At 50.9% G+C, this 17174-nt stretch carries 15 protein-coding genes and 1 other RNA gene; 9 read left to right on the forward strand and 7 right to left on the reverse strand.

Annotation, left to right across the window (positions count from 1 at the left end; translation table 11 throughout):
* The first annotated feature begins 6 nt into the window (after nucleotides 1-6).
* The 3 genes from gldF (at nucleotide 7) to dnaN (ending at nucleotide 3647) form a co-directional block, all read left to right on the forward strand.
* The gene (gene gldF, locus LWL52_RS06595) at nucleotides 7-735 is read left to right on the forward strand and encodes a gliding motility-associated ABC transporter permease subunit GldF (protein ID WP_242918113.1); all 729 of its coding nucleotides are present in this window, start codon (nucleotides 7-9) and stop codon (nucleotides 733-735) included.
* Nucleotides 729-2417, forward strand: a complete 1689-nt coding sequence (gene gldG / locus LWL52_RS06600) for a gliding motility-associated ABC transporter substrate-binding protein GldG (RefSeq protein ID WP_242918114.1) — start codon at nucleotides 729-731, stop codon at nucleotides 2415-2417. Before gldF ends, gldG begins: the two co-directional genes overlap by 7 nt.
* A gap of 105 nt (nucleotides 2418-2522) precedes the next feature.
* On the forward strand, nucleotides 2523-3647 hold the full coding sequence (gene dnaN, locus LWL52_RS06605; protein ID WP_242918116.1) for a DNA polymerase III subunit beta: 1125 nt from the start codon (nucleotides 2523-2525) through the stop codon (nucleotides 3645-3647).
* A 113-nt stretch (nucleotides 3648-3760) separates the two neighbouring features.
* On the opposite strand, the gene LWL52_RS06610 is transcribed toward dnaN, so the two are convergent.
* Nucleotides 3761-4810: an endonuclease/exonuclease/phosphatase family protein gene (locus LWL52_RS06610; protein WP_242918117.1), complete on the reverse strand. Its 1050-nt coding sequence runs from the start codon at nucleotides 4808-4810 to the stop codon at nucleotides 3761-3763.
* A gap of 76 nt (nucleotides 4811-4886) precedes the next feature.
* On the opposite strand from LWL52_RS06610, the gene gldC reads away from it, so the two are divergent.
* Nucleotides 4887-5234, forward strand: a complete 348-nt coding sequence (gene gldC / locus LWL52_RS06615) for a gliding motility protein GldC (protein WP_242918119.1) — start codon at nucleotides 4887-4889, stop codon at nucleotides 5232-5234.
* Between the two features lie 69 nt (nucleotides 5235-5303).
* Here the strand turns inward: gldC and LWL52_RS06620 are convergent, their stop codons facing one another.
* The 5 genes from LWL52_RS06620 to guaA form a co-directional block, all read right to left on the reverse strand.
* A complete protein-coding gene (locus tag LWL52_RS06620) occupies nucleotides 5304-5801 on the reverse strand; it encodes a DUF4890 domain-containing protein (protein ID WP_242918122.1) in 498 nt (165 codons plus the stop codon).
* 173 nt (nucleotides 5802-5974) lie between these two features.
* A complete protein-coding gene (dcd, locus tag LWL52_RS06625) occupies nucleotides 5975-6511 on the reverse strand; it encodes a dCTP deaminase (protein ID WP_242918124.1) in 537 nt (178 codons plus the stop codon).
* Nucleotides 6512-6675: 164 nt separating this feature from the next.
* Nucleotides 6676-7974 carry a glutamate-1-semialdehyde 2,1-aminomutase gene (gene hemL / locus LWL52_RS06630; RefSeq protein WP_242918126.1) on the reverse strand — a complete coding sequence of 433 codons (1299 nt, stop codon included), beginning with the start codon at nucleotides 7972-7974 and terminating at the stop codon, nucleotides 6676-6678.
* Nucleotides 7975-8006: 32 nt separating this feature from the next.
* The gene (locus tag LWL52_RS06635; protein WP_242918128.1) at nucleotides 8007-9707 is read right to left on the reverse strand and encodes an ABC transporter substrate-binding protein; all 1701 of its coding nucleotides are present in this window, start codon (nucleotides 9705-9707) and stop codon (nucleotides 8007-8009) included.
* A 95-nt stretch (nucleotides 9708-9802) separates the two neighbouring features.
* On the reverse strand, nucleotides 9803-11332 hold the full coding sequence (guaA, locus tag LWL52_RS06640; RefSeq protein ID WP_242918130.1) for a glutamine-hydrolyzing GMP synthase: 1530 nt from the start codon (nucleotides 11330-11332) through the stop codon (nucleotides 9803-9805).
* 861 nt (nucleotides 11333-12193) lie between these two features.
* Between guaA and ffs the strand changes: the two genes are divergently transcribed.
* The 5 genes from ffs to LWL52_RS06665 all read left to right on the forward strand — a co-directional run bounded on the left by ffs (nucleotide 12194) and on the right by LWL52_RS06665 (nucleotide 15585).
* Nucleotides 12194-12290: signal recognition particle sRNA small type (gene ffs / locus LWL52_RS06645), an RNA gene on the forward strand.
* A gap of 222 nt (nucleotides 12291-12512) precedes the next feature.
* Nucleotides 12513-13169, forward strand: a complete 657-nt coding sequence (fsa, locus tag LWL52_RS06650) for a fructose-6-phosphate aldolase (RefSeq protein ID WP_242918132.1) — start codon at nucleotides 12513-12515, stop codon at nucleotides 13167-13169.
* Between the two features lie 96 nt (nucleotides 13170-13265).
* Nucleotides 13266-13469: a fructose-6-phosphate aldolase gene (locus LWL52_RS06655; RefSeq protein WP_242918134.1), complete on the forward strand. Its 204-nt coding sequence runs from the start codon at nucleotides 13266-13268 to the stop codon at nucleotides 13467-13469.
* A 6-nt stretch (nucleotides 13470-13475) separates the two neighbouring features.
* Nucleotides 13476-14186 (forward strand): cell division ATP-binding protein FtsE, encoded by a 711-nt coding sequence (locus LWL52_RS06660; protein ID WP_242918136.1) that lies wholly within the window; start codon nucleotides 13476-13478, stop codon nucleotides 14184-14186.
* 292 nt (nucleotides 14187-14478) lie between these two features.
* On the forward strand, nucleotides 14479-15585 hold the full coding sequence (locus LWL52_RS06665; RefSeq protein WP_242918138.1) for a DegT/DnrJ/EryC1/StrS family aminotransferase: 1107 nt from the start codon (nucleotides 14479-14481) through the stop codon (nucleotides 15583-15585).
* 21 nt (nucleotides 15586-15606) lie between these two features.
* On the opposite strand, the gene LWL52_RS06670 is transcribed toward LWL52_RS06665, so the two are convergent.
* The gene (locus tag LWL52_RS06670) at nucleotides 15607-17094 is read right to left on the reverse strand and encodes an oligosaccharide flippase family protein (RefSeq protein WP_242918140.1); all 1488 of its coding nucleotides are present in this window, start codon (nucleotides 17092-17094) and stop codon (nucleotides 15607-15609) included.
* Nucleotides 17095-17174: the final 80 nt, after the last annotated feature.

Below are 17174 nucleotides of genomic sequence, written 5' to 3' on the forward strand. Positions count from 1 at the left end.
GCAAAAGTGCTCGCCATCCTTAAAAAAGAATTTAATGGTTTCCTCAACTCGCTCATCGCCTACCTGGTGATAGCAGTGTTCCTGGTGGCCATTGGCATGTTTATGTGGGTGTTTCCGGAGAGCAGCGTGCTCGAGTACGGCTTTGCCGATCTGCAGACGCTCTTTAACATGGCCCCCTGGCTGTTTTTGTTTTTGATCCCCGCCATTACCATGCGCACCTTTGCCGAAGAGAAGCGGGAGGGAACCATGGAACTGCTGCTGACCAAACCCATTACTGACCTGCAACTGATCCTGGGCAAATATTTTGCGGCGCTGCTGCTGGCCTTGCTAGCTCTGCTGCCTACGCTGCTATACTATTATTCGGTGTATGTGCTGGGTAACCCGCCCGGAAACATCGATTCGGCGGCTGTAGCCGGTTCTTACATCGGGCTGCTGTTTCTGGCGGGCGTTTTTACAGCCATTGGCGTGTTTGCCTCCTCCATATCCGATAACCAGATCATCTCTTTTGTGATCGCCGTGTTCTTGTGCTATATCAGCTATACCGGCTTCCAATCCATCGCCTCTATTCCGGTGTGGGGTAGTTATAGTTATTACATCAGCCAATTAGGCATCGCCTATCATTATTCGGCCATCAGCAAAGGGTTGATCGATTCCCGGGACGTGCTATACTTCCTGAGTGTTATTGCCGTGATGATCCTGGCTACAAAACTTGTGTTGAGGAGCAGAAAATGGTAGCACAGAACAAAAGCAGGCGCAACCAGGATATGCTGCGCTTTGCAGGTTGGCTGGCAGCCATCATCCTGCTAAACATACTGGCGGCTAACTTCTTTTTCCGCCTCGACCTGACCGAAGACAAACGGTATACGATTGCCCCGGTTACAAAAAAGATGCTGCAGAAGCTGCCTGATGAGGTAGTGGTGAATGTCTACCTGGAGGGCGACTTCCCGGCAGGCTTTAAGCGGCTGCAGCAGGCGGTGCGGGAAACCCTGGACGAGTTCAGGATCTATGCAGACGGAAATATCCGCTATAATTTTATTGATCCGACAGCCATTTTGGATGAAAAGCAACGAACGGCCTTTTACCAGACTTTAGCCAAGAAAGGAATCATCCCCACCAACCTGCACGCCACAGAAGAAGGCAAGCAGGTGGAGCGGCTGGTTTTTCCGGGGGCGACGGTGACCTATAAAGGCAAGGAAACGGCTGTGAACCTGCTGAAAGGAAACCTGGCTGCCTCGCCAGACGAGCGCCTGAACCAGTCGGTAGAAGGCGTGGAGTATGAACTGGCTTCTGCTATCCGGAAAATGGCCTTCCAGGGCACCAAGACTATCGGTTACATTACCGGGCAGGGCGAGCTGGAATTGCCGCAGGTAGAGGATCTGCTTGGCTCCCTGCAGGAATATTACCGTGTGGCGCGGGGCGATCTGGCCCAGATTCCCTCGCTGAAAGGCCTCGACCTGATTCTGATTGCCAAACCCACCAAATCTTTTTCCGAAGCAGACAAGTATAAGATCGATCAGTTTATCATGAACGGCGGTAAGGCAATCTTTTTTGTGGATGCCCTGAATGCCAACATGGACAGCGTAGGAGCAGGCGGCATGTTTGCCCTGCCGTATAACCTGAACTTGGATGATCTGTTCTTCCGCTACGGCCTGCGGCTGAACCCAACGATGATCATGGACATGAACTCGGGCTTTATTCCAATGGTAACGGGGTATATGGGCGATAAGCCGCAGACCGAAATGATCAACTGGCGCTTTTATCCGCTGATCAACAGTTTTAGTAAGCACCCGATCACGCGTAACCTGGATGCCGTTTACACCAAGTTTGTAGGCACTATCGATACCGTAAAGGCCGAGGGCATCCGGAAAACACCGCTGCTCTTTACCTCCCGGTACTCGCGCGTGTTGCAGGTGCCCGTGCCGGTTACACTGGAGGAGGCGCGCATGGAAGTGAAACCGGAGCTGTTCCAGGCCGGGCCGCAGCCGGTGGGCTATTTGCTGGAAGGGAAATTTACTTCTTTGTTCCGGCACCGCCGCGCGCCCCAGGGAGCAGCCGACCAGCAGGTGCGGGAGCAGGGGGTAGCCTCTAAGATCGCCGTGTTTTCGGATGGCGACCTGGTGCGCAACGAGATCGATCCCCGGACAAACAGGCCCTATGAATTGGGCTTTGACCGCTACAGCAACGTGACCTTTGCCAACAAGGAACTGGCTATGAATACGGTGCATTACCTGCTCGACGCCGAAGGCCTGATCAACGTAAGAAGCAAAGAAATCGAACTGCGCCCGCTCGATAAGGTGCGCGTGAAAGAAGAGAAAACCTACTGGCAACTGCTGAACCTGGTTGCGCCGCTTGTGCTGTTGCTGCTCTTTGGCTTGGCGCGCTTTTACCTGCGCAAGCGTAAGTATGCGCGTTTTTAAAAAAAGTGGCCTTAAAGAGATAAAAACCCAAAAAGGAGCGGCTCAGCAGCTAGTATAAATGCGAAATATTTATAACTTTGTCCAAATAACATTATAGCAAGCATAATGAAATTTATCGTCTCTTCTTCTGCTCTTTTGAAGCAGCTATCCAGCATAAACGGCGTAGTAACCAACAATCCGGTGGTTCCTATTCTCGAAAATTTTCTCTTTGAGATAAACAACAGCACGCTCACCATTACCGCAAGTGACCTGGAAACCTCCATGATCACCGAGCTGGCTGTGGAAGCACGCGAGAACGGGCGCATAGCGGCGCCTGCCAAGATCCTGCTGGAGACACTGAAAAACCTGCCGGACCAGCCGGTAACGTTTACCATAGACGAAGAGACCTATACCATCGAGATCAGTTCATCAAACGGCCGATACAAACTGTCTGGCGAGAACGCGACGGATTTTCCGCGTGTGCCGGTGGTACAGGGCGCAAACGCCATTGAGATCCCTTCGAACGTATTGGCGAGAGCTATTAACAAAACCATCTTTGCCGTGAGCAGCGACGAGCTTCGCCCGGCTATGACTGGTATCTTTGTGCAGCTGCGCAACGACAATGTAACGTTTGTAGCCACTGATGGCCACCGCCTCCTGCGTTATCGCCGTGTAGACATCTCGACCAAACAGGAAGCATCGCTGATCATTCCGCGCAAAGCCTTCACCTTGCTTAAGTCTACACTGCCTACCGAGCCAACAGCCGTGCGGGTAGAGTTTAACCAATCTAACGCTTTCTTCAGTTTCGATAACATCCGCATGATCTGCCGCCTGATCGACGAGCGTTACCCGGATTATGAGAATGTGATTCCGGTACAGAACCCGAACAAGCTCGTGATCGACCGTCTGGATCTGTTAAGCTCTGTACGTCGTATTTCCATTTACTCGAATAAAACCACGCACCAAATCCGCTTGAAATTAACAGGTTCTGAGCTGCAGGTATCCGCTGAGGACCTGGACTTCTCGAACGAGGCAAACGAGCGCCTTTCCTGCCAGTATGAAGGTGAGGACATGGAGATTGGTTTCAATGCCAAGTTCCTTACCGAAATGCTCAACAACCTGGATTCGGATGAGATCACCTTCGAGCTTTCGACGCCAAACCGTGCCGGTTTGCTTATGCCGCTTGCCAACGAAGAAAATGAAAATGTGCTGATGCTGGTAATGCCGGTAATGCTAAACAACTACGTATAAGCATTCACTTTCTATTTATAGAAGCAGGAAAGGCGAACTTGATAGTTCGCCTTTCCTGCTTATAGGCCTGTTCATACTTTGTGCTACAGCCTTGGAAGTATAAAATGGCTCTCTTATTTCGACTCCCGCACCTGAATATAAATCGGGAAGTGGTCGGAGTAGCCGCCAAAGTAGGTCGTGCCGGAGAAAGTGCCCCGCGGCGTGTTTTTATACTTGCCGTAAAGGAATTTTATTTTTTCCGGATTATAAATATGTTCCGACCCGCGAATATACTCCAGCCCACGGCCATCTATAAGTGATTTGGAGATCATGATCTGGTCCAACATCATAAAGTCACCCCTGCTGTAGAAGCTACCCTGGCCATTTACAAAGGCCATGTAAAAGGTATTGAACAGCTCTTTGTTGTAATAAGGGTTTGGCCGGCCAGTGGCTTTCAGCACGTCCTTGATGACGGGTGCCGCCGGTTCTGCATCAAAATCACCCATCACAATGATGCGGGCATCTTTGTTGGCTACCTGCAGGGCCGTGATCTCTTTCCGGAGAGCAAGAGCGGCAGCACGCAGGTTACTGTCTTCCTGGGTGTTTCGGCGCATGCGTGCGGGCCAATGATTGATGAACAGCGTGACAGGCTCGCCCTGCAATTCTCCGTTTACCTGCAAAATGCCGCCGGACGAAGGTTGCGAACGGCCATTGTCTATTTTAATGATCTGCTGCGAAGTTGGTTTAAAAGCCCTCGGCTTATAGAGCAGCGCTATATCCAGCCCCTGTTCACCTGGCAGGTTAACGTGAATGATGCTATACTTGCTTTTGCGTAATTCATTGCTGTTTACAAGGTCCTGCACGACCTGCACATTCTCTACCTCCGCCAGGCCGATCACTTCCGGCCCGTTTCCGCCGCCTATTTCCCGGATTACTCCGGCGATATTGGCAATCTTACGGGCATACTTTTCCTGCGTCCAGTTCAGCTCGCCCTCCGGCAAAAAAGGGTCATCGTCAGTGTTCGGATCGTTTATGGTGTCATATAGCTTCTCGGTATTATAAAAAGCAATAGTCTGTGGTTTACCTTTTTTTGAAAGGTTAAAAGTGCTCAGCGGTACCTTAGCGCAGCCGGCCAGTAAGATGATCGTAAAAAAGAGAAAGAGGGTTTTAATTCCGTAGTGCATCGTGTAACTTTGTACCTATATATTTCCTAAACCATATTACGAGATATCTATACTACAAAGTTTAAATTTTGAGAAAATGAAGAAATCTGAAATATACTTTAGCATCGCATTGGATGATAAAAGCATTCCGGAAGCCATTAGCTGGCGTGCGACCGATGCCGGTGAGAAGATCCATTTTGCCAAAGCCATCAATATTTCCCTCTGGGACCGTGATGAGGCCGGCACTATGAAGATCGATCTCTGGACAAAAGATATGCCGGTAGATGAAATGAAATACTTCTACATTGATACCATCGGAGCCATGGCGCAGAGCATTGCCACCGCTACCAGCGACGATGTGATGGCCCAGAAAATGCGTGCCCTTTGCCAGGAACTGACCAAGCACGTAGAACAGGAGCAGAAAGACAACAAAGGCAATGCCTAAAATAAAAAGGGCCACTCCGGAGAGTGGCCCTTTTTGTTGTATAGGAAGGAAGCATTACGCTTCCAATTTTTACTTTATACTTGCAGTCGCAGTTCCGGCAGTTACTGTAGTGGCGTCGGCAAGCTCTTTAGCGCTTTCCGGGGCCGTTAAGCTGGCCATAAACTCTTTTTCTGTCTGGTCATAAGCCTTACGATCACCAAAGTAATCGTTGTACTGCTCGGTGCTCAGCACGTTTTCCAGCGCCAGGTCACGGGTAGCGCACACCTCTTTGCACTTCTGGTCGATCAGCGCCTGGTTACCGGCAAACTGCTGCTCAATGGCCATTTTCTTGGCTACTACGTCTTTGTTCAGCTCCCTTACTTTGCGGGACTGGTAATTGTTAAGACCTAATTCACGCACCATTTTATCAGAAAGTGTTGCCGCTCTCTTTTCTACAACCACACCTGCTTTGTTTTCAACTGTAGATGCTGTTTTATTTTCTGAGGTTCTTGTTTTTGTATTGCCACTGGCGTGGACAGCACAAGCACCTCCAAACATCATACAAGCGATCATCATTAGCTTTTTCATGGTCTTTTCCTTTCGTATTTAGTTTGTTTTATTTCTCGTTAATAACATACAGCCGTGTAAATTAATTCCGGTAGTATGATTAATAAGTATACGAGTTATAGTGCACATATGATGCCAAAAAACCGCCAAAGCGTGTGCCAGGGCGGTTTTTATACTCTATTTTTCAGGTTATTTTACCATTCATTGCGCCACATCATCGACTCTACAGGCGTAATGGAACGGTGATTATACTTGGCGTTCTGTTTAGTATTGTAGTAGTTTTCGATGCCACCTTTTACTTCAAAGTAAATCAGCTGGCCGATGGGCATACTATAGTAAACACGCACGGGCTGGGACACAGAAATCTCCAGTGTCCAGGTATTGCAGAAGCCTACATCGCCTTTACCGGCTGTAGCATGAATATCAATGCCCAGGCGGCCTACGCTGGATTTCCCTTCCAGAAAAGGCACATGGGCGTGTGTTTCGGTATACTCCAGGGTTACGCCCAGGTACAGGGTGCCGGGTTGTAAAACAAAGCCTTCTTCCGGAATCTCAAAGATGTCGATCTCGTTGTGCTTGCGGGCATCCAGCACCTCGTCTTTGTAAGTGGCCAGGTAGCGGCCCAGGTGCACGTCGTAGGAGTTGGTGCCCAGGCAGGCGCGGTCAAAGGGTTCTACCAGGATGGTGCCTTTTTCAACTTCCTCTAAAATCTGCTTATCGGTTAATATCATGTGTGTGGGATAACTTCTGTAAAAGTAATCAATAAAGGGAATATGCCGCAAAAGTAGCGCGGAGTTTTCCCGTGCCGCTGGCATAAGCACGTTCCTATGCTTTGGAGAAAACAAGAACGGCAGCTCCTTTTCAAGGGCTGCCGTTCTGCTGGACTTTTTAGCTGCTAAAGGTTATGCGCTTCCTGCAGGGCTTCCAGGTTTGCCTGAAGATACTTTTCTACCAGCTCGTCGGAGATAACAGTAGAGACAAAGAGTGTTTCGTACTGCGAAGGAGCCAGGTAGATGCCGCGCTGCAGCATGCCGTTGAAATAACGCCCGAAGAGTGCGGTGTCGGATGTTTTAGCTGTATCAAAATCGCAAACGGGCTGCTCGGTAAAGAAAATACTGAACATGGAGCCTACGCAGTTAATGGTATAGCGAAAGCCCAGCTGCTGCATGTTTTGCTGCATGCCTGCTACCATTTTGAGTGTGGTATTCTCCAGCTGGGTGTATACTTCCGGGTGGTCGTGGAGGTAGGTCAGCATGGCCATTCCCGCCGACATGGCGATCGGGTTGCCCGATAAGGTGCCCGCCTGGTAAACCGGACCGGCCGGTGCCACATAATCCATCAGTTCCTTTTTACCGCCATAAGCGCCCACCGGCATACCGCCGCCGATTATTTTACCCAGTGTGCTCATGTCCGGTGTTACGCCGTACAACTGCTGCGCACCGCCCGGGGCAAGCCGGAAACCGGTCATCACCTCGTCAAAGATCAACACAATACCTTCTTTGTCGCAGAGGTCACGCAGGCCCTGCAAAAAGCCTGCTTCCGGGGTAACGAGGCCCATGTTACCGGCTACAGGCTCCAGTATAATGGCGGCCACCTGTCCTTTATTGGCGGCTACCAGCGTCTCCACCGTCTGCAAGTTGTTGTAAGGGACTGTCAGGGTGTCATTGGCGGTGCCTTTGGTCACGCCCGGGCTGTCGGGTACGCCCAGGGTAATAGCGCCGCTCCCGGCCGAGATCAGGAAAGAATCGCCATGACCATGGTAGCAGCCTTCAAACTTGATGATCTTGTCGCGGCCGGTGTAGCCACGCGCCACCCGTATGGCCGACATGGTCGCTTCGGTACCGGAGTTTACCATGCGCACCTTCTCGATGCTGGGCACCATACTTACAATCAGCTCAGCGATCTCGATTTCCTTGCGGGTAGGAGCGCCAAAAGACAGCGAGTGAGGGATGGCTTCCAACACGGCTTTCTCTACCAGGGCAGGGGCATGGCCCAGGATCATGGGGCCCCATGAATTGATCAGGTCGATGTAGCGGTTGCCATCTTCATCTTCCATGTAAGGGCCTTTGGCCGATACCATGAAACGGGGATTTCCGCCTACGGCCCGGAACGCCCTTACCGGCGAATTTACGCCACCAGGAATACTGTTTTGGGCGCGCAGGAAAAGTTCGTTGCTAATGGGTGCTTGTATCATAAGATTGTCGGTTCTAAGTATACTTTGTCTGATTAAAAAACAGGATTCACTACGGTAAGTTGCAGGTTATCGAGTTTCGTGATGGGTACATACTGGTTATCGGGTTGCAGCTCGCCAGGCTTTTGTGTGGTGCTATACCCATGCCCCGGGTAAAATACGCCCTGCTGAATGCCTTGCGCCGCCAGCTGCTGGTTGAACTGCGGCCCGAACTGCTGGAGCCTGGTACCAAAGTAATACAGCATTTCAAAACCGGCATACGCATACATAGATGGGGGCAGGTTATACTTGCTGATGTATTTGCTGCGAAACCAATCGTTGACTGGGTTATACTTGTTCACATACTTGGGGCTGATGAAGTAAGCTTCCAGGTTGTCCAGTTGCTGTAAAGAGATCTGGTTGATATCAAGCCAGTTCTCGTAGGTGATCAGCGGCAACCGGGGAGCTTTGCCCTGCAACAGGCTAATGGTGTTTACGGCTGCTGTCATTTTCTCTGAAAAAACAGCCAGGTGCCCGGCATCTTCCAGCGCCAGGCCGTTAAAAATGGCTGCCGTGGCCCCGGCCTGGCTGGAGCTGATCTTTTTATACACTTTCACTTTGCCGCCTAGCCGCAGGAACTGCCGCCGGTAATGACCGGCAAAGGTGGTGTCGTCCTTCGTATTTTCGAACAGGATAACCGCTGTTTTCGGATTGAAGTGCTGGTACGCGAATGTGGCAGCCTGCTTTGCCTGTGTGGCAACAGACGCCTCGAAGAGAAACACATGCTCATTGCCTTTTGCAATATCGGTATCCTGCGAGAGCGGGTTGATGACGTTGATGTTGTTTTGGGCTGCAAAGCGCGCCGCAACTTTTGCCGTGGATTTGTATACCGGCCCGATCACCAGGTCCATTTGCTGCAGCTCCGGCAGCCTGAGCAGGTTACTGGTAGCAGTTGTGTCGGCACTCGCATCGTAGGCCAGCAGGTTAATGCGGATACCTTGCGCTGCTAATGAGTCTTGGGCCAGTTTCATACCGGCATACAGATCCGTTACAAACTGGTTTTTGCGGGCTGTCTGCGAAAGCGGCTGGTTCAGCTGAAAGGGTAGGAGCACCGCCACATCAAAGCCTTGCCCGCTCAGGGCATCCTTGCTCAGGTAGCGGTTGCGGTCTAAGTTAAAGCGCTGCACAATGCGTTCCAGGGTTTGCCGATCTTCCGGGCGGTACCAGCCACCTATCAGCTTATCAGCATACACCTGCGCTACGGTTTTATCTGATCCAAAGCGTTTGAGCAATTGCTCGTATGCCGGTCGGCTGTTGAGCCTGGTCAGGTAATAGCGCTTGAGGCCTTCGGCATCCGCTTCCAGGGCAGACCCATCCAGTTCCTGCAGCTTGCTCAGGGCGCGTTCATAATCTCCCTGCTCAAACAAAACATTGGCCAGCAGGTAATCCGCATCCTTCATACCTGCCCAGTCGGGATGTTGGTTCTGCAACTGTAACAGCATCTGATATGCCTCTTTGGTCTTGTTGCCTTTCAGGGCAGCGAGCGCGTAAAAATAGGAAGCTTCCGGTGCATACGGGTTTTCTGAGCTCGTCAGGGGCTTTAACTCGGCCATTGCCTGGTCGTAGCGCTGCTGCTGTAGCAGCACTTTGCCGTTACTGTAAGCCGTGGCAGCATCCTGCACCTGCGCCTGCACGGGCAGCGCCAGCAAACCCGCCAGCAGCAAGCCGGCTATGTTTTTCCAGAAGTTTTTCTTCATATTAAAATGCTTTTAAGGCATAAGACACAAGGCGCAGCATGATCCGGTTTAAGGGAGCACCCTGCGTCTTGTGTCTTTTATCCTGTCTCTCTGTTTTACTCCCACTCAATGGTAGCCGGCGGTTTCGAGCTGATGTCGTACACCACGCGGTTTACCCCTTTTACTTTGTTGATGATCTCGTTGGACACATCGGCCAGGAACTCGTACGGTAATCGGCACCAGTCCGCTGTCATCCCATCCACGCTGCTTACGGCGCGCAGGGCTACCACGTTCTCGTAGGTGCGCTCATCGCCCATCACGCCCACCGATTGCACGGGGGTAAGGATGGCGCCGGCTTGCCACACATCGTTATATAGCCCCGATTTTTTCAGGTTGCTGATAAAGATATGGTCTACCTGCTGCAGCACGTGTACTTTCTCGGGGGTAATGTCGCTCAGGATGCGGATAGCCAGGCCAGGGCCCGGGAACGGATGGCGGCCAAGTATGGCATCGTCGATGTGGAGTGTTTTGCCAACCAACCGTACTTCGTCTTTGAAAAGCGTTTTCAGGGGCTCCACCACCTGAAGTTTCATAAAGTCAGGCAGGCCGCCCACGTTGTGGTGCGATTTGATGGTAGCCGAAGGTCCTTTCACGCTCATCGACTCGATCACATCGGGGTAAATAGTGCCCTGTGCCAGCCACTTCACGTCTTCTATCTGGTGCGCTTCGTCATCAAAAACCTCTATAAACACGCGGCCAATGGCTTTACGCTTCTGCTCCGGATCAGTTAAGCCAGCCAGCGCCGTGTAGAACTTCTGCTTGGCATCCACGCCTTTCACGTTCAAGCCCATGTGCTTGTAGGAATCCAGTACGGTTTCGAACTCATCTTTGCGCAGTAGCCCGTTATCTACAAAAATGCAATACAGGTTTTTACCGATGGCATGGTGAATGAGCATAGCTGCCACACTCGAATCGACGCCGCCGGAGAGACCCAGCACCACTTTGTCGTTGCCCAATTGTTCTTTCAGGCTTGCCACGGTTGCCTCTACAAACTGTTCGGAGGTCCAATCTTGCTGGCAACCGCAGATATGCACCACAAAGTTACGCAGCAGGGTTTTTCCTTCGTCGGAGTGGGTCACTTCGGGGTGAAACTGGATGCCATACGTTTCCTGGCCTTTCAGTTTGTATGCTGCCACGCGCACGCTTTCGGTGCTGGCAATTACTTCTATGTTACTAGGGATTTCCTTGATCGTATCGCCATGCGACATCCAAACCACCGAGCCCAGGGTGAGTTCTTTCAGCAGGCGGTCGGCGCTGTGCAATTCACTCAGGCGGGCACGACCATACTCGCGAATGGTTGAGGGTGTTACCTCCCCGCCAAGTTCTTGGGCGATATACTGCGCACCATAACAAACTCCTAATACCGGAAGCTTGCCCAGAAACTGAGACAGGTCGATGGTGGGATGCTCTTCGTCGCGGACGGAGCAGGGGCTGCCTGAAAGGATAACACCTTTCACATCGTCGGTTAGAGCAGGGATGTTGTTAAAAGGGTATATTTCGCAATATACATTGAGCTCCCGTACCCTTCTTGCGATAAGCTGGGTGTACTGCGAGCCGAAATCGAGGATAAGAATTTTTTCTGGCATGCGCAAAGGTAAGGTGCTTTTACAGTTTTTGCCAATTTAATTCCATGAAAGGCGTTGCGCTTCGTGTAATTAAAGGATGGCAAGTAGCGTGTTTGTGTGGAAATATATCCTTGGGTGTTGCCGTGAGGGGTGGTAGGCTGTGGTATTTTGATTGCTCTTGCGCTGTACTTGGTAGTGGTAGTTTGATGCTACTCCATTCTTTGACTATATCTAGTAGTTGGCTGTATTGCTCAGTTTTATACTTACGGCTATACTCTTTAGCTAACTTTCTTCCGCAGTCTTATACTTGCCTTGTTTTATCTTATACTTTAGAGCGCTCCAAGCCCGCGGGTGCTCGTCCTCGGGCATCGCGCTGCTTTCATTTCCTGCCTTCGTACCTCAGGCTGCCTCACTAGCGTTCGTCACCGGAAATTCTCGAGGCGCTCAACCCAAGGACTGGGATCTGTTCGATAGCAGTTGTTTATACTTTACTGAAGTATAAGTATAAACCTTCTCTCCTTGCCTCTTTCTTTTTGTCATCCTGAAAGGATCCTGGTGGAAGGGAGGTTAAGCTCTTACTACACTGCTTATACCTCACCAGCAGCATTAGCCAGCTCCCCTCCTTAATCAAGGAGGGGCAGGGGTGATTTGACCCGGTATTACACCGCTTATACTTCAAAAAAGAACCAACACCCGAACGCCATCTACCTTGATTATAAATAGGAGCCCTTAAGAAAAAGGTAGAAGCCTAATACAGGACAAAGGAGCTGCAAAATGCTAAACAGTAGCTACATCCCGGCTAAACAGCCAGGCCTCCTCTATATTTTAGCAATTTTATTACCACTCATATTTGCAGGTAAACAAATTCTTACTACCTTTGCAACGGCAAATCGGCACGGCCAGCTCCCGCCGAACTCCCCCAGGCACGGAAGTGAGCAAGGGTAGGCGGTTGAGCGGCGCGATGTTGGTTTGCCACTTTTTTTTTGCTCCTACCTTAAGGATTTCTCCTTTCACTTCCTCCATACTTCCTGATTACGTTGGCATTCCTGCCCTAACCGGGAGCCATACTTTGTTACCGCTTCACGCTTACTTATCCGCTAACTGCAACCCGTTATTCCGGTAGTTTTCTATCTTTTCCCTAATGTCTTTTGTGTTAGTATAGATTGCGTTAGATTTGTGGGTAAATCTACATCTCAGCATTATGAAATTCTTTATAGATACTGCGAACCTACAGGAGATCCGGGAGGCACACGACCTGGGTGTGTTGGACGGCGTTACCACCAATCCGTCGCTGATGGCCAAAGAAGGTATTTTCGGCCACGACAATGTCATTGCCCATTATAAGAAGATCTGCGACATCGTGGACGGTGATATCAGCGCCGAGGTAATTGCCACCGATTTTGAAGGAATGGTGCGCGAAGGCGAATTTCTGGCTGAGTTGCATCCCAATATTGTAGTGAAAGTGCCCATGATCAAGGACGGTATCAAAGCGATCCGCTACTTTAGTGATAAAGGCATTAAAACGAATTGCACGCTGGTGTTCTCTGCCGGACAGGCCTTATTAGCCGCCAAAGCAGGAGCTACCTACGTATCCCCTTTTGTAGGCCGTTTGGATGATGTTTCAACAGATGGCATGCAGCTCATCGAACAGATCGTTCATATCTATGCCAACTATGGTTACCAGACGCAGGTACTGGCCGCTTCGGTGCGCCACGTGATGCACCTGGTGCAGTGTGCCGAGATCGGCGCCGATGTGGTTACCTGCCCGCTTTCTGTTATCACAGGCCTGCTGAACCATCCGCTTACGGATATCGGCCTTCAGAAATTTCTGGCTGACCACGCGAAAGGAAACAAATAAGTTAATTACGAGTTACGAATTACGAATGCTCAAGGAAAAGCTTCTCTGTCGCCCTCCTGATTCGTAATTCGTAATTCTTAATTCATAATTCCTGAAATGTATATCATCAAAGTAAAAGGCAAGGCTAAAATTCCGGATTATATCCAGCTGCGCGACAGTAATTTTGTGCTGATTGCTTATTTTAGAGCCGACCGGCCGCTCAAGAACCTCGACCGTTATGGGTTGGAGGGCAAAGAAGACGCCCTGGCAAGTGTCATAGAATCACTTGAGTTTGGCAAACTACAGAAATTAGAGCTTTAACCTGTTATGAATTTCTCATCTTCTCCCGTTGTTTCGCTGCGCGATGTAGCCATTTACCAGGATGTGAATACTATTCTGAGCAATGTCAGTTTTGATATTGAGAAAGGAGAATTTGTGTACCTGGTGGGCCGCACCGGAAGCGGGAAAAGCTCGCTGCTCAAAACGCTCTATGCCGACCTGCCGCTGCTTGCCGGCCACGCAGCTGTTGCCGACTTTAAGCTTACCAAATTACCCCGCAAGCAGGTACCTTACCTGCGGCGCAAGATCGGCATCATCTTCCAGGACTTTCAGTTACTCTTCGACCGCACGGTGGCCGAAAACCTGAGCTTTGTGTTGCGCGCGACCGGCTGGAAGGACTCCTCTAAAATAAAGCAGCGCATTTCAGAAGTACTGATGCGTGTGGGCCTTGATGCTGCCGCAAGCAAAATGCCCCACCAGCTTTCGGGTGGCGAGCAGCAACGCATTGTTATTGCACGCGCGCTTTTAAATGAGCCGGTAATCCTTTTTGCTGATGAACCGACCGGAAACCTGGATCCCATGGTAGCTGATGGCATCATGCAGCTTTTCCTGGAGATCAACAACAGTGGCACAGCTGTGCTGATGGCTACGCACAATTACGAGATCATCAACCATTACCCCAAGCGGGTGCTCAAGTGCGAAAGCGGCAAAGTGCTGGACTCGCAGGTAGAGCAATTCACGCTAACCAACGGCTACTAAAGGATCCTTCTTTTTCTGAGGCTGATCTGTCCTACTGTAGCTCCTGCATGTGAGCGCCTGCAGAGCTCCGGTGCTTTGATGGATAGTGTCGTGTGCGCCATACTACTTGTTACATTGCACCCACCAGTACCACATCACACCTAGCTTTTCGGGTATAAACCACCTGTCCGCTTACCTTTCAGTTTGGCAATACGACCTGCCGCAATTTCCCTTTTGAGGAGGAGGGAAGCGATGAATCCTGCTACCGGAACCTTATCTTTGCCTACACCCAGGTTATACTTAGCAAACGCGCATGGAAGATATTAAAATGACAGACCAGAAGGCGCTGTATGCCCGGCTCAAACCCGAGCTGGATGCTGCCTTTACGGCGGTAATGGAAAGTATGTCGTTCACGGAAGGGCCGCAGGTGCAGCAGCTTGCCGATCGGATACAAGCCTACTTGCCTGTGGCGGTGGCATTTCCCTGCGCTGCTGACGGATCGACGTTGCGCGTTGCCTTGCAGGCACTGGCGCTTCCTGCCGGCGCAGCCGTAATACTTCCGGCTTTCGGAGATGCTGCCCTGGCCGAAACCGTGCTGCGGTTGGGGCTCACTCCTGTATTTGCTGATGTGCAGGCTGATACTTTTACGCTGGACCCGGAAGCCGTGGCGCAGGCGATCACGCCTACGACCAGAGCGATACTACCAGTGCACCTATTTGGGCAATGTGCCGCCATGGAACCCTTGCTGGCTCTTACCCGCAAGTATGATCTGAAGGTGGTGGAGGATAATTCGCAGGCCTTTGGCGCCGTTTATAGCTGGCCCGGTGGGCAGCGTCAGAAAGCGGGTACCATGGGCCACTGCAGTATCTCCTCTTTTTTTCCGGCAAAGCCGCTGGCCGGGCAGGGCGAAGGGGCGGCCATTTGCACCAATGAAGCGAATGTAGCAGCTAAGGTGCGCCATTTCTTTGAAGCGGGTGAGGGAACTGCGCCGTTAGATGCCCTGCAAGCCGCCATGCTTACAGTAAAGCTAAAGTATACGGACGCCTACCACGCTGGTAAAATTCCGGTTGCACAGTACTATGACACAGCTTTTGCGCAGGTGCCAGGCGTGCAGCCTCCAGTTTGTGCAGCGTATAGTTCACACGTTTACCAGCAGTATGTTATATCGGTTGCACCCAAACTGCGGGACGGGTTACAAGCGCACCTGCGGGATAACTATATTCCAAGTATGGTTTATTATCCGCAGCCTTTGCACCTGCAGGAGGCTTTTGGGCACCTGGGCTACAAGCAGGGCGATTTTCCGGTAGCTGAAAAACTCAGTCAGTCACTCCTGTCGCTGCCCATGCACTCGGAGTTAAAGCAGGACCAGCTGGCCTATATCTGCGGGCAGGTGCAGGATTTTATGCAAAAGCAAGTATAGCTGCCAGGTAAAACAAAGGCTTTACAGCGAAACGCCCGTGATGCTGTATACGATCTTCTTCAGCCACTCGTTCAGAGCAGGGAATACGTTCAGGCCCAGTGTGAGGCTGCTATAAATCAGTGTGATCAGCAAGGAGCGAACGGCAATATCCAGGTACGAATTACCCAGGTATGGCAGCAGGTAAGAAGTCCCCAACGCTACCGCTGCAATAACTGTAATGGTAACCGAGCTCCAGGCAAAAGGCTGTATCCGGTAAACCCACTGCACAAAGAACAGCCGCAGCAGGTTAATGAGCACATAGGAAAGCATGGAGGCGAAGGCGGCTCCGTTAATGCCATAAAGCGGAATAAAGTAGTAATTGGTCCAGACGGTAACGCCTGCCAGCACCACGTTAAAGAGCAGGTCCCAGCGGTACTTGGCCGAAGTAGCCAGGATGATGCCGTTGATGCCGGTAGCCAGGTCGATGAGACGCGCCATCGACAGAAACAGCACCACATACTTGCCCGCCCGATACGTATCGGGCATAAAAGAAAATAGGTTATCGATGTTGGCCCAGATGCCGATAAACAGCAGCAGCCCTATAACCAGGTTAATGAGCGTGATCTGCTTGTAGAGCTGCTCCATTTTTATCATATCCTGGTCTTTCCAGTACTCGGCCACCTGCGGAAAAGCAATCTTAAAGATAGAACGGGCCGGGATCATGATGGCACTCGTCATAAAAAAGGCGGTGGTATACACCCCGTTATCGCTCAGGCTGTAGGCACTGATCATGACCTGGTCTACCGTAGTGATGATGGTGACCGAGATATTGCCAAGGAAAGTAAAAAAGCCATAGAAGAGCATTTCCCGCAACGGAATCAGCTTCATACCTGCCCAAGAAGGCCGCAGGAAAAGCTGCCGCAGCCACAGGGTATAAACGATCAGCACCAAGGCTATGGCCGAGTTGATCCCGATGTAGAGCAGCACAAACTGCTGAAAGTCCATCCATCCAACCGCATAAGCTAAAATCAGCAGCGTGGTGAGCAACCGCAGCAGGAAGTCCTGCACAAAAGATGATACAATGGTTTTAAAGAGCGAGCGCAGGTAGGCGGTAAACAGGTTAAAGAGCAGCGTAAACAGCGCCAGCGGGATGATATAGAAATAATAATCGACAAACAGGGGCGAGTTCGCCTGATAGTAATCGACTATAACGGGCTTAAAGAGCAGAAAAATTCCTGTAATAAGCGCAAACCCCACCATGGGCACCGACAGCAGCAGAAACAAAAAGCCATGGTGGCGCTCCTCCTTGTTGCGGAAATAGGGGAAATAGCGCACACTCATGTTCACAAAACCCAAGGCCCCGAATTGCGCAAACATCATCGAAACAGAAGTCAGCAGCCGGGTGAGGCCTACCTGGTCCGGCTCCAGGTAATTGGGAAAGAGCAGGATGGTATTCACATACCCGATCACAATGCCGGCGTAGGAGATAATGGTATTCCAGATACCTTCGCGCTGAAGTTTTTTACTCATGGGTTATAGCAGAGGGGCAAAGGTAGCTTTAAAAAGCACATACATGCCATCATTCAGGCTATGGAAAGTTTTGCCGGCAG

This window comes from Pontibacter liquoris, from assembly GCF_022758235.1.
GTDB lineage: Bacteria > Bacteroidota > Bacteroidia > Cytophagales > Hymenobacteraceae > Pontibacter > Pontibacter liquoris.

Coding starts and splice junctions, on each gene's coding strand:
- LWL52_RS06670 (WP_242918140.1), bottom strand. CDS start 17,094: ATGAGTAAAAAACTTCAGCGCGAAGGTATCTGGAATACCATTATCTCC.
- hemL (WP_242918126.1), bottom strand. CDS start 7,974: ATGATACAAGCACCCATTAGCAACGAACTTTTCCTGCGCGCCCAAAAC.
- LWL52_RS06620 (WP_242918122.1), bottom strand. CDS start 5,801: ATGAAAAAGCTAATGATGATCGCTTGTATGATGTTTGGAGGTGCTTGT.
- dnaN (WP_242918116.1), top strand. CDS start 2,523: ATGAAATTTATCGTCTCTTCTTCTGCTCTTTTGAAGCAGCTATCCAGC.
- LWL52_RS06610 (WP_242918117.1), bottom strand. CDS start 4,810: ATGCACTACGGAATTAAAACCCTCTTTCTCTTTTTTACGATCATCTTA.
- fsa (WP_242918132.1), top strand. CDS start 12,513: ATGAAATTCTTTATAGATACTGCGAACCTACAGGAGATCCGGGAGGCA.
- dcd (WP_242918124.1), bottom strand. CDS start 6,511: ATGATATTAACCGATAAGCAGATTTTAGAGGAAGTTGAAAAAGGCACC.
- LWL52_RS06655 (WP_242918134.1), top strand. CDS start 13,266: ATGTATATCATCAAAGTAAAAGGCAAGGCTAAAATTCCGGATTATATC.
- gldC (WP_242918119.1), top strand. CDS start 4,887: ATGAAGAAATCTGAAATATACTTTAGCATCGCATTGGATGATAAAAGC.
- LWL52_RS06635 (WP_242918128.1), bottom strand. CDS start 9,707: ATGAAGAAAAACTTCTGGAAAAACATAGCCGGCTTGCTGCTGGCGGGT.
- LWL52_RS06665 (WP_242918138.1), top strand. CDS start 14,479: ATGGAAGATATTAAAATGACAGACCAGAAGGCGCTGTATGCCCGGCTC.
- LWL52_RS06660 (WP_242918136.1), top strand. CDS start 13,476: ATGAATTTCTCATCTTCTCCCGTTGTTTCGCTGCGCGATGTAGCCATT.
- guaA (WP_242918130.1), bottom strand. CDS start 11,332: ATGCCAGAAAAAATTCTTATCCTCGATTTCGGCTCGCAGTACACCCAG.
- gldG (WP_242918114.1), top strand. CDS start 729: ATGGTAGCACAGAACAAAAGCAGGCGCAACCAGGATATGCTGCGCTTT.